Origin of the sequence: Paenibacillus maysiensis, assembly GCF_000520815.1 — a bacterium.
Taxonomy (GTDB): Bacteria; Bacillota; Bacilli; order Paenibacillales; family Paenibacillaceae; genus Paenibacillus; species Paenibacillus maysiensis.
In genome coordinates, this window is sequence record NZ_ASRY01000233.1 from 1 (window position 1) to 12,342 (window position 12,342).

Here is a 12,342-nt window from a genome sequence, read left to right on the forward strand (position 1 = left end):
GGCCTGCGGCACGGCGGCGGCTTTGCACGCCATGGCCGGAAAGATTGAGCTCCAGGACGTGCAACGTCTGGAGCAGGGCATTACAGTGACGCTGTTGTAATCGGCGTCACTTTTTTATTTCATCTAAACATTCGCTTATATCATTTCACAAATACAGTTATTCCGAATGCGCTATATTCCAAATGTGCGGTTCTCCGACTGACTTACAGCAAAACCCTGTTTTCCAGTATATTTTTCATACAAATATGCGACTTCGAAGGGCCTAATTTCACCAATGAATCCTGAAGCTCTGCAATTTCCAATACCGACGCGGTTTGTACTTTAATGAGATAATTAAATTCCCCACTAATGCGAAATAAATCGGTGACTTCCTTTGCCTCTCTACAAAATTCAACCAGCTCTTGGCAATGTTCCGTCTTTACTAGAATAAACGTAGTTGTCCCTTGATTCAGTAGTATAAAAACCTTACTTTAAATATATATGTACCACATAATTATTCATATAATAAGGTTCACTTACATATAAGGAGTAGATTATCATCTCAATTGATTTCAATGTGTATTGGTTTCATTTTAGCTCCGATCTTCTGATGCCATTGTTCAGCTTGATTGGACTGCTACTCATATATTTTGGATCAGAACGATCCGTCGCCATCGTTATCGTAACCGCCACTGGGTCCGTACCAAAGGGCAGATCGTTGATGCGATATCGAAGTAGATATTGATGTCGTCCCCTTTGACCGAGACGATCCGGTAGATACTAGCTACACCCGCCGATTAAAAGTGCGCTTCTATACAGCTTCAGGTGAAGGCGTTGAAATCTGGAATCCTTATAGCACCAATCTAAGCCTAAACCGGGTTGGCAGCAAGTTTAAGGTATTATACAACCCATCCAACCCTCGGGACGCCCGAATAGGCGGTGTAAATGGTGCAGGCTGTCTGGCCTTTATGCTGTTTTCGATCGGTATCCCCTTTGCTTTGAGCGGGGTATTCGCTTTATTAAGGTTGTTCTTCTAACAAGGTTTGGATCACATACTGGTAATGAAATTATCGCCATATAAATAGCCAAACCTAAAATAATCAGTGCCGATATTTTGTTGAGCACAGTACCAAACTTTCCTTCTGAATCCATACGTCCCACGATACGCCCCCAACCGCAAGCGTAATCAGGATTGTGTCACGGACACCCGCTGTAATGACAGCAGGCAGTGCATTGCGAAACCGCGACTGGGACGCCCCCTGATTAAACGCAAATACATTTTGACCCCCAAAGGAAAAATCAAACCCAGTGCCAATAAAACAGCATGGATAATAGCTTCCAACATGTTATGTACTCCCCTCAAAATCATTACACTTCTTCTCTCTCATCTCCCGTTATTTCCTTTCTGTTCTTAATGCGGTTATCGCTCTGGATTTTCCATATTCTGTGCAAGTTTGGTACGTTTTTGTATATGCCCCAATTGCTCCACTGTAGTCTGATAATCTTGCGGGTAGTTCATATTAAACACAGCTTGCCGCCACATCTCTAAGCTCGCACCTGGCCAAGCCCCCGCTGTCTCATAACGAACGTTCAATGAATCTAGCCAGTCGATCAAACGAAGACGGTCACTACGCAGACATTGCTCAGCAGACGGCAACACACTTTGATGATATATGCCTAGCAGCGGATGTATACGTCCATCCACAGAGGCGATCACTGCCTGTAATGCTGGCTCTACTGGCTGGGGCAATGATCCATTTCCTGTCAAGGATGTATGATCTCCTTGTACTTGTTGCTTTCCTTGTTCACTGCTTGCCTCTTGCGCCGCTGCCCAGTTCGTTGCGTGAGTAAGCAAAGCACACAATATCTCTGGCTGCACGAAGGGCATATCGCAGGCAACGACAATGCCCCACTCCGTTCTGGAAGCAGAAAGTCCCGCATGAATGCCGCTCAAAGGCCCTAAGCCGGGATACAGGTCTTTTATCGTTTCCAGATCAAGCTCGCTATACTGCTGCGTATCCCGGGTCACTACAACAACCCGTTTTGCCACCTGCCCTAGCACAGCGGCTATTCTCTCCAGTACCGTAACCCCTCCCAGCTGAAGCAGCGCCTTGTCCTGTCCCATTCTGCTAGAGCGTCCGCCTGCCACGATAATTCCAGTCACCTCCACCATCACCATCGCACCTCCTTTTTGCTAGACAAATTCTATCATTAAACACGGATAAATCTAATAATATCATCTATATAAAGTATAAAAAAATGGCGATCCACCTGGATCGCCTAAAAAAGAGGTTGCCTATTCGTCTAGTTCATTACTTTTAATCCGTGAACTTAATAAGTTGCAAAAATCGTTTTATTATGGAGGTAGCCTCCGCTCGGGCCGCCTGCTGTTTGGGCGCAAGCAAGTCGGGGGAGACGCCTTTTATTAAGCCCTGCTCTGTAGCCCGCGCCATAGCATCTTGAGCCCAAGGAGAAACGGTAGATGCGTCGCTGTAAATCTCTTTATATTTCTCATTAGTAGGATCAGCATTCAGTGTTTGAGCGTAATGTGCAGCCTTTTCGGTAATAACCACGATTTCCTCACGCGTAATTAACCTTTCTGGCCCAAATGATTGATTCCCATAACCACGGATCAGACCAGCTTCCACCGCAGCTCCAACACTACCAGCATACCAGGCATTTTCTTTCACATCTGTAAAAGGCTCTGTTAACGGCTTCTCCTGCATACCAAGCCCGCGAACAAGCATTGCCACAAATTCAGCTCTTGTTACCGCCCGATTCGGTTCAAAAATATCAGGTTGAACACCTTTGACAATCAGCTTGTTTGCTAGCATCTCTACATCTTTTTGCGCCCAATGATTCTCCAGATCCTTAAACTTTTTGTCTACAGAGACTACAGCATAAATGCTGTTATGATTGGATTTGATGATTGCCTCCGTTTGTCCATTCACATTCCGGATCAATACGGGAACAGATGACAAAGCACCTGTCTTAGGGTCGAACCATACGGCCGCTATATGCTCAGGATCAACTTCATGATCCAGAACCAATTTCCGTTCCACGTAGTGCCCGAAAAATTCAGTGATCTCTTGATCTCCGGCCATAAGCTTGAAGTCAACCGGGTTTACCACAACATTCGCTAAACCCGTGTCAGCAATAGCTTGTCGTACTTGTGCACCGTTTTCGCCTGACAACGCTGAAATTTCGACGATCAGGTTGTCTTCAGGATATAATAAGATCAATTTGCCAACCAATTCAGCAGAAAGAGTAAACTGGGCTACTGCCGTGTGAATGCTAATCGGCATCTTTGTATTTTCTTTCTCATATTCCTTTAAAAAGTCAGAAGGTATACTCACTTTTGCTGCTTCGCTGTATCCCGAGGCATCAACTACCAGTTCTTTCTGGTCAACATTTGTAACATTCAGGGCTTGGCTGGCGTCTCCATCATTCAAACCAATAAGTTGAATAGTGTGGCTCTTATCAGCTACTGTCTTAGCGTCTGTTAATAGGACACCAGTCTTAGTCTCTGTTTGGGAAGCCGCTGACGAGGTACCCTGAACTGACTTTTCTTTATCCTTAGAACGATGCGAGCGCTCATCTCGTACGCGGAACGCCCATTCCTCTGGAGTATGCATCCCCACATACGGATTCATTGCATGGTCTGTCAGCGCCCCCGAGGTAATTTCCAGATAGTACGACTTTCCTTCTTCCAACCCGCCTGATAGCTCAATGTACGCTATATTTTCCTCGCCTTTTAACGTAAAATTCGAATTCCCTGCACCCGATATCCGAAGTTCGCGAACCACTGCCCCACCTGAGGCTTCGTGGAGCCTTACATACCCTTGGTTCCACTTCATGGGCTCATTAAACTCCAGCATAAAACCGGCATACGGGCCTACTCCACTGAGCTCCAACCCTTCCGGTGATCTCTTCTTTACCAGTTTCGGCGCGGTAGTGTCTGCTGTCCGGAAGCTCCACCTATTCTTGCCCCAAACTGCATCAGTTCCCTGACCTGCACGGTCTACAAACATCCCCGAGCTGACCTCTACATAGTAACCCGTACTATCTCTTAGCGGATGGTCCAGCTCCATCGACACGTTCTGACCACTAATTTGGATCGTGCCGCCCAACACCGTACCTCCGCTCACATCAATCCGACCTGCTTCACTTCCATCCTCCTGGTACACCACCAGGTGGCCTGTACCCAGTTGCACCTTTTCACTGAAGCTCATGTGCAGATTCGGGGTGAGCGTTTGACCGCTCCCCTCTGGATACAGGTTCGTATAATTGGGTCGCTCATCTCGTGTGCGGAACGTCCAGTCCTCCGAAGTATGTATCCCTACATATGGATTCATCGCCAAATCCGTTAGTGCTCCCGAGGTGATTTCCAGATAGTACGACTTTCCTTCTTCCAACCCGCCTGATAGCATAAATTCGACTACATTATCTTGTCCTTCTAGCGTACTGTTTAAATTCCCTGCACCGGATACTCGTAGTTCACGAACTACTGCCCCACCTGATGCTTCGTAAAGCCTTACATAGCCTTGGTTCCACTTCATCGGCTCATTGAACTCCAATATAAAGCCTGCATACTGGCCTGCACCACTGAGCTCCAAGCCTTCAGGCGTTCTCCTCTTTACCAGCTTCGGCGCGGTGGTGTCTGCTGTCCGGAAGCTCCACGTATTCTTGCCCCAAATGGCATTTGTTCCCTGACCCGCACGGTCTACAAACATACCCGAGCTGACCTCTACATAATACTGGGTACTATCCGCCAGTGGATGATCCAGTTCCATCCGTACATGCTGACCACTGATATGTACCGTGCCACCTACGACTGTACCTCCGCTCACGTTAATCCGACCTGCTTCACTTCCATCCTTCTGGTGCACCACCAGATGGCCCGTGCCCAGTTGCACCTCTTCGCTGAATGCCATTCCCAACTCCGGTGTGGGCGTCCACACATTTTCGTGGGGGGACATATAGGTATAATAGGGTCGCTCATCTTGCACGCGGAACGTCCACTCCTCTGGAGTATGCATCCCCACATACGGATTCATTGCATGGTCTGTCAGCGCTCCCGAGGTAATTTCCAAATAGTACGACTTTCCTTCTTCCAGCCCACCCGAAAAGGAAAAGTAGGCTGTATTCTCCCAGATTGACAGGGATTTCCCCGTTCCCCACTGACCCGATATCGGTAACTCACGAACCACGGCTCCTCCCGAAGCTTCGTGCAACCTTACGTAGCCGTGATCCCATCTCACTGGCTCATTAAACTCCAGCATAAAGTTCGCATCGTAGGGACTCACGCCACTCATGTCTGGGCCCTCCGGTCCCTTCCTCACCAGCTTCGGCGCGGTAGTGTCTGCTGTCCGGAAGTTCCACATATTCTTGTCCCAAATCGCATTGGTGCCTTGACCCGCACGGTCTACAAACATACCCGAGCTGACTTCTACATAGTAACCCGTACTATCTCTTAGCGGATGGTCCAACTCCATCGACACGTTCTGACCGCTGATATGTACCGTGCCACCTACGACCGTACCTCCGCTCACGTTAATTCGTCCCGTTTCACTTCCATCCTCCTGATGCACCACCAGGTGACCTGTGCCCAGTTGCACCTCTTCACTGAACGACATAGCCAGATTTGCGGACAAAGAAACGCCGCTTTCCTGAGGTGAAAGCCATGTATAGTATGGGGGCTCGTCCATTTGCGCCTGCATATAAACTGATAAAGCCACGGGGGATGAGGAAGCGTCTTGTATGAACCCGTCCGACATCGACACATTCTCCGTCGTATTGTTGCTTATGCTCTCCGATGCAAACGCCGCTGAAATATATGGGTTTGCCAGGTTGAGTACCTGTGTTGTCAGTACACTTGCCTTAATCATTCGATTTACATGATTCTTATTTCTTTTCTTCTTGCTCATATACGTGCTCCTTTTTATCTAGGTGTGAATGGAACGGTGAAATTTATGGATCTCGTTCTTGATTTCCATATAATCCTGCTGGCATTTCCATATGAAATCCCCGAAGTACAGCAGAATTTGCTCCCCTCTGATTAGAGAATTCCTACTTTTCTGAATGGCGTCCATTTTACTGTACAAAAACTCATACCGCATACGATGGCGAGGCAGAACATATATTTTGAAAAAACAATTTCCTAATAATGAGGCAAATAAGTCGTCAAACTGTCCAAAGGACACGTTCAGCATATTGGCCTGCTTCAGACTGAGCTTATGTTTGATGCCGAGCAAAGCATGATGAATCTGCTCCATGATGGCTTGAAAAACCTCTTCATCCCGCTGAAGCTCTTCAATGCGTGACCTCAGAAACAAGAGATCGTATTCCGAATTGCTGCTGGTTTGCAGCCACACGTCGTCAACAACACCTTTTAACCGCGTCTGGATTACCTCTTCCAAGTTCTTAAAAGATGTTCCTTTGATAACAGCGCCTTTACGCGTTGTGTTTATAAATTTAGTTCCCTTCACTGTACTAATGTAAAACTCCATCTCTGTTTTCATTTTGATAAAAGAATGTCGTGTAATCACCTGTTGGCCATGAACGCCCTGTACACGCGGCAAATCCGTACTAGCTGGAACACCTTGGGCATGAGTGATCCCCTCAGCATAATATTGTTCATCCCGATAAGCTAAATTTTGCCCCACCAACACAACAGGGTCTGCTTTCATCTGTATCAGACATTGGAGTGCAATGACCGCTACAGAAGGAGCATCGTTAATAATCGTTGGTTTATTTCCCTCCGCTGTGCGCAATACGTGCTTGGAGAGTTCATCCTGAGAGATGATGATATGCATAAGACGACCTGGATAATGATCGAGCGTGTGTTTACCAACCGTACTGCCGAAAATAAGTGGAATTGAATCAATTCGCTTGTCGATCAACTTTTGAATTACATTTACGTTGTGTTCGTTCGGGTCGTAACTGAACGTGCCGTGCGGATAAATTCCATGCTCCACCAGCGTGTTCACTGCCGATCCTACTGTAAACAGATAAGCAAGATTGTTCTTACGAATATGTCGCAGGTGCTCAATTTCGTCGTTAAGCGAAGGACCGGCAGATATTACTAAGACTGGCTTGCCCCTAATATGCTCTGAGCCCGCGTACAAAAAATCCGAACTATGTAAAATATAAGGAAAATTATGAATACTGTTTAACGCCCATTTTTTTTCGTACACGTTATTGATAGCCATTTTGTCCTTCTTGTTAGAGACCATTTTGTACAATATTTCATTAAACTTCTTCAGTTTCGCAGCAAATAAGGAGCGATACGGGAGCCATGGAACAACTAGGACCCCAGATACACGGTCGATCAACCTATGCAGTGTACCGATTGCTTCTCCAGTCATTCCTCCTACCATAACCTCTTCGATCATCTCATCAGCCAGCCAATCATTTTCATTCAGATGCTGCAAAAAAATATTCATCACACCAGTGTCCGGCTCGACGATGGAGAAGCTGGTATTCGGGTGCTTGCGCAGAAATTCACGAATATGATACCCAAGTCCTACACCAAAAAAGATCACGTGCGCTTGAGGTTTAACTTCGTTAAAACCCGAAACAAATAATTCTGCTTCCCGCCCAGGCTGCTCAGGATCATGCAAATAATATGATTGTCCCTCAAGAGTCAGTACTACATTGGGCTTGTTGGTTTCAGAAGTCACCAACGCACCTCCTTCTCCTGCCTGAAGCAAAAGAAGCCGAGGAAATCGGTGGTACAAGGAATTGTCTCTACGATGTTGCAATGCGATTTTCCATCCCTTTCCACCCGATATTTCATAAAACCAACTATACAAGCCAGTCGATTAAACCTAACCTATATAATTTCTTATGGAGCATAGTATTCTGATTTTATGTAATATCTGCGACAATGTATTTTTATTCAGAAAAAAACAATCCTAAATTCTCCTGATTATGGATTAAGTATCGGCTATTCCATGTATAAACTTTAGGTCTTAAGAACCTATTTATAAATAAAGATTTTGTAACTAACCAGGCATTTACTTGGACTAACCATATATAGTCTCAAACGCTGTAGTTCGTCTACATGTCGCCCCTTGGAGCAACAAAAATAATAACTAGTAAAATAGCGAAATAATTATTAAGTTTACTTAAACCATTATCAAATTAGTATATACTAATAATCATTACATAATTGTTAATTTATTGGTTTGTTAACCCTTTCAACACATGATACATTGGATAGAGAACCTTCCCATAGATCGGCATTCTATGCTTTATTCTCTACCGGGCTAAGAAAGGAATGGCTTGTCTTGCAAAATAGAGAAATTCAAGAGACTCCTCTATACTCCTTAAAGCTGTACAATTTTTTTCTGTATGGAGCCATGGTCATTTTCTCCAGCTTCTTCCCGTTGTATCTGCAAGAGATCGGCATGGACAAGCTTGAGATCGGGAGTCTGATGGCGATTGGGCCTTTTGTATCGGTATTCGCAAATCCCTTCTGGGGCTATACCAGTGACCGGAGCCGTAACCTTCGGCGTATTTTACTGTTTATGATTGCAGGTACCTTGCTGCTGCTGCAAGCTTTATTTCATGTCCATACGTATGTCATGATTTATGTGTCGATGATTGGCTTTTATTTCTTCCAAAGTCCTTTGTTTGCCCAAAGTAACAGTCTCATTCTCAGCTACATTGAGGGCACGGATCGAAAATTCGGCTCCTTCCGCATCTGGGGCTCCTTCGGTTGGGCTGTGACGGCGGCCGTCGCCGGCCTGATCATTGACCGAACGGGGGTATCCAGCATATCCAACATCTTTACGGTGCTGCTTCTGGCTGCCCTGATCTGTACCCTGGCGATTCCACCGCTGAAAAGCACTGTTGAAACGGCAACCATTCATTTGCGTGGCTTTGGCAGCATTTTAATGAACGGATACTTTATATCTTTCATTTTGCTGGGGATCTTGGTATCCATTCCGAATTCGATCAACAGCGCCTTTATGTCCCTGTATATCACCGAACTGGGCGGCTCCAAGCTGATGCTGGGTTTTGCTGTCTTTATGTCATCGGTATTCGAAATCATTGTCTTTTTGCTGTTTGATCGCTTTTTGAAGAAAAAAATGACGGTTATGTTCGGCTGTCTGGCTCTCGTTAGTTTGCTGTTTGCTCTACGTTGGGAGCTAATGGCCTTGGCCACAGACCCGATTCAGATCGTGTTCATTCAGGCACTTCATTGCGTCACCTTCGGTGGTTATTTTTATGTAGGCACCCAGTTGACCGTCCTGTTCACACCGATAGCTTACCGCTCATCCGGGCAGGCCGTATATACGTTGACGTGGAGCGGGATATCCGGCATTGTAGCAGGCTTTGCAGGAGGCTGGCTGTTCCAGAATTTCGGTGGTGAAATGATGTACAACGCAGGCGTTTTCTTCGCCTTGCTCGGCTTTGCGGGATTTACCATCATGTGGTATATGCTGTACAAGAACGGTTATCAGCCCTTTCATGCCGACGACCACGAACGAGCAGAAGAAGCCTCTTAAAAACATCCGTGGGACGTGACACCCTTTTTCACTGTTTGCCCGTTACGAACAGTGGAATACCCAAATATATCCCAATTATCATTATATATAGAGCCCGTGAGCGTAAAGTAAAGGAGTCTGCCGATGGCAGACTCCTTTTTTTGACTTGGTTGCACGAGGCTACCATCTGTCCCACGCTGTCCAATAACTATTGCTTGGGCAATTGGAAAGAGCTTTTCAGTGATACTACACGGTTAAATACAGGCTCACCCGGCTTGGAAAGCTTCGGATCGACACTGAAATAACCATGACGGAAAAATTGGAACTTGTCCTGCGATTGTGCTTCCTTCATATTCGGCTCGACAAAGCCGTGAGCAATTTCCAAAGAGTTTGGATTCAATTGGTCGAGGAAGGTTTTTTCCGTTGCATCCTCTTCAATCGCTTCCGGGTCCTCTGCGTTAATCAAAGGCTCATACAAACGGAATTCGGCAGGAACGGCCTGAGTAGCCTCCACCCAATGGATTGTGCCTTTCACTTTACGTCCAGTAAAGCCTGAACCGCTCTTGGTTTCTACATCATAGGTACAATGAATTTCCGTTACATGACCGTCGGCATCCTTAATGACATCGTTACATTTAATGAAGTAAGCATGCTTGAGACGTACTTCATTGCCAGGGAACAGGCGGAAATATTTGCTCGGCGGATTCTCCATGAAATCCTCACGCTCGATATAAATTTCACGTGAAAACGGAATTTGACGTGTACCGAGTTCAGGATTTTCAGTATTGTTTTCCGCCTCCAGCATTTCAACTTGTCCTTCAGGATAGTTTGTGATAACCACCTTCAACGGATCTATGACTGCCATGGTGCGGGGTGCCTTAAGCTTCAAATCCTCACGTACAAAATGCTCCAGCACCTGCAAATCAATGACTCCGTAGGCTTTGGAAATGCCCGTCTCATATACAAAGCTGCGGATCGCTTCCGGCGTGTAGCCGCGACGACGTAAACCGGAAATCGTCGGCATACGCGGATCATCCCAGCCGTCTACATGCTTCTCATCGACCAGAAGCTTGAGCTTGCGTTTGCTGGTTACGGTTTGAGCCAGGTTCAGCCGTCCAAATTCGTATTGGTGCGGTACCTTTTCCATCTCGCATTCAGCTATAACCCAATCGTACAGCGGCCGCTGGTCCTCAAACTCCAGCGAACAGAGCGAGTGTGTTACACCCTCGAGGGCATCCTCCAGCGGATGAGCGTAGGAATACATCGGGTAAATGCACCATTTATCACCCGTGTTGTGATGCTCGGTACGCGAAATACGGTAAATTACCGGATCACGTAAATTAATGTTTCCCGAAGCCATATCAATTTTGGCACGCAGTACCTTTTCACCATTTTGATATTTGCCTGCACGCATCTCTTCAAACAGCTTCAGATTGTCTTCCACACTGCGATCCCGATAAGGGCTATTTTGCCCCGGCTCGGTCAGTGTGCCACGAGTTTCACGGATTTGGTCCGCGCTTTGATCATCTACGTAAGCTTTACCCTTTTGGATCAGCAGAACGGCGCGCTTGTACATTTCGTCAAAATAGTTGGAGGCAAAATGTTTTTCCTCCCATTCGTAACCGAGCCACTTCACGTCCTCCTGAATGGAGTTTACGTATTCCGTGTCTTCCTTCGCCGGATTCGTATCGTCAAAACGCAGGTTGGTGCGTCCTCCGAATTCATCTCCCAACGCGAAATTAATCCAGATGGCTTTGGCATGTCCAATGTGTAAATATCCGTTCGGCTCCGGCGGAAAGCGTGTAACAACTTCCTTTACCTTACCCGTACGTAAGTCCTCTTCAATGACACTCTTAATAAAATTGGGGGGAGTGATCGGCTTCTCCACGCTAATCAACCTTTCTTCCGTGTAATCTGTACAAAATCTATTCCCTTAAATATACCCTTTCACACCGCATAACTCAATAAAATGAAAAACCTTATGTACTTTTCATTCAAAAAAGTAACAAGTTATGAAAAAGAGTTAACATTTCTGACAAATAAATTCGCTATAGTGTATATATCTTTTATTTTACCCGGAAAAGGAGAACCCGTCCGTGTTTAAGCTACTCATCGTGTTCCTGCTGTCCATGCTGTTATCCTCCTCCGGTATGATTTCCGGTCATCCTTCACCAAACCCGGTGCCTGAATCCATACAATCCCGTCCTTTAGCCGTCGCTCCTGAAGACTCATCCATCAAATTGTATGTTATGGAGCCTTCCCAGGGACTATTCCGTACAGCTACGCTGGAAATCGGCCAGCAGCACCGTGCATTCGCATGGTCAGGCTCGGCAGATATCGCCACCGCACCGCAGTTGTACTATAGGGATGTAAACGGCGATGGTGTTCGCGAAGCAGTGGTCATACTGACCCTTGCCTCAGGCACAGGTGTCGAATTGCAGGAACTTCATATCGTCAACGCCCAGACCATGGACGAGTATCCGGTTGAATCGGCGGCAGATGCTGTGTCCCGGCGTGTTCACAGCAGTGTGGAACTGCGTGACCACAACCAACAGGTGCATATTGCAGTCACGATTGATGGCATCACACACACGCTCGACCCAAAAGCATCGGCGTTTTACGATGATCCAGCCCATTTTACAGACCGCCTTGATTTCAGCTCTGTCGTCATGTATGACGCCGAACAACGTCCTCTGCACGCCACCGTATCCGGCAGCGTATCCCCAACCGAATTTGTAGGGGATTTGGAGCTGAAGTATGTATATGAGCATGGCCGGTTCCGAGTGGGACCTATTGAGTTTGCAGCTTCCTCTCCGTTTTGACGACTCTCTCAGAATAAGGTAGCATGGGATTAAATGCTAGACTGGCT

At 46.4% G+C, this 12,342-nt stretch carries 7 protein-coding genes and 2 pseudogenes; 3 read left to right on the plus strand and 6 right to left on the minus strand.

All coding sequences use genetic code 11. The features are described from left to right. Window positions 1-203 precede the first annotated feature (203 nt). A pseudogene (locus L696_RS29665) lies at window positions 204-452 on the minus strand (Lrp/AsnC ligand binding domain-containing protein); the annotation flags it as partial. A 330-nt stretch (window positions 453-782) separates the two neighbouring features. Between L696_RS29665 and L696_RS32015 the strand changes: the two are divergent. Continuing rightward, window positions 783-1,016, plus strand: a complete 234-nt coding sequence (locus L696_RS32015) for a DUF3592 domain-containing protein (protein WP_245233382.1) — start codon at window positions 783-785, stop codon at window positions 1,014-1,016. Between the two features lie 123 nt (window positions 1,017-1,139). Here L696_RS32015 and L696_RS32020 read toward each other — a convergent pair. From L696_RS32020 to L696_RS28715, 4 genes and pseudogenes are all read right to left on the minus strand, one after another. Beyond that, a pseudogene (locus L696_RS32020) lies at window positions 1,140-1,324 on the minus strand (LysE/ArgO family amino acid transporter); the annotation flags it as partial. A gap of 75 nt (window positions 1,325-1,399) precedes the next feature. Beyond that, a complete protein-coding gene (gene mobA, locus L696_RS0116900; RefSeq protein ID WP_209440981.1) occupies window positions 1,400-2,152 on the minus strand; it encodes a molybdenum cofactor guanylyltransferase in 753 nt (250 codons plus the stop codon). 145 nt (window positions 2,153-2,297) lie between these two features. Further along, window positions 2,298-5,906, minus strand: coding sequence for an Ig-like domain-containing protein (locus tag L696_RS0116905; protein WP_049827426.1), 3,609 nt, complete (start codon window positions 5,904-5,906; stop codon window positions 2,298-2,300). A gap of 18 nt (window positions 5,907-5,924) precedes the next feature. Next, window positions 5,925-7,661 (minus strand): motility associated factor glycosyltransferase family protein, encoded by a 1,737-nt coding sequence (locus L696_RS28715; protein ID WP_245233383.1) that lies wholly within the window; start codon window positions 7,659-7,661, stop codon window positions 5,925-5,927. Between the two features lie 609 nt (window positions 7,662-8,270). On the opposite strand from L696_RS28715, the gene L696_RS0116910 reads away from it, so the two are divergent. Beyond that, window positions 8,271-9,494 (plus strand): MFS transporter, encoded by a 1,224-nt coding sequence (locus tag L696_RS0116910; protein WP_025684696.1) that lies wholly within the window; start codon window positions 8,271-8,273, stop codon window positions 9,492-9,494. Between the two features lie 187 nt (window positions 9,495-9,681). Here the strand turns inward: L696_RS0116910 and L696_RS0116915 are convergent, their stop codons facing one another. Next, complete coding sequence (locus tag L696_RS0116915; RefSeq protein WP_025684697.1) at window positions 9,682-11,361, minus strand: glutamine--tRNA ligase/YqeY domain fusion protein; 1,680 nt, start codon at window positions 11,359-11,361, stop codon at window positions 9,682-9,684. Window positions 11,362-11,569: 208 nt separating this feature from the next. Here L696_RS0116915 and L696_RS0116920 point away from each other — a divergent pair, with 208 nt between their 5' ends. Next, a complete protein-coding gene (locus L696_RS0116920; RefSeq protein ID WP_025684698.1) occupies window positions 11,570-12,295 on the plus strand; it encodes a hypothetical protein in 726 nt (241 codons plus the stop codon). Window positions 12,296-12,342: the final 47 nt, after the last annotated feature.

Bases quoted from the DNA above. Each gene is read 5' to 3' on its own strand.
- L696_RS0116905 (WP_049827426.1), bottom strand. From the start codon at position 5,906: ATGAGCAAGAAGAAAAGAAATAAGAATCATGTAAATCGAATGATTAAG.
- mobA (WP_209440981.1), bottom strand. From the start codon at position 2,152: ATGGTGGAGGTGACTGGAATTATCGTGGCAGGCGGACGCTCTAGCAGA.